This is a genomic window from Bowmanella dokdonensis (genome assembly GCF_017254865.1).
In the GTDB taxonomy this organism is placed as follows: Bacteria; Pseudomonadota; Gammaproteobacteria; order Enterobacterales; family Alteromonadaceae; genus Bowmanella; species Bowmanella dokdonensis.
Genome location: NZ_JAFKCV010000423.1, coordinates 1 through 281 on the forward strand (window position 1 = coordinate 1; position 281 = coordinate 281).

General features: G+C 51.6%; 1 protein-coding gene. It reads left to right on the top strand.

Annotated features, from left to right (window positions below; all coding sequences use genetic code 11):
• Window positions 1–281, top strand: a 281-nt coding sequence (locus J0A66_RS23155) for an acyl-CoA dehydrogenase family protein (protein ID WP_277603630.1), incomplete at both ends; no start/stop codon positions are given.

Sequence of the window (281 nt, forward strand, 5' to 3'; positions counted from 1 at the left end):
GTGCGTAAACAGTTTGGTTTATCCATCGGTAAGTTCGAAGGTATTCAGGAAGCCATGGGCCGTATCGGTGGCCTGACTTATACCTTGGAAGCCATGCGTACTATGACCGCTGGTGCCATAGACCTGGGTGAAAGCCCATCGGTGGTGACGGCTATTGCCAAGTATCATATGACCGAGATGTCTCGCGAAGTGATTAACGACGCCATGGACGTACATGCCGGGAAAGGCGTGCAATTGGGGCCGAAAAACTACTTGGCGCACCAATATTTTGGTACACCGGT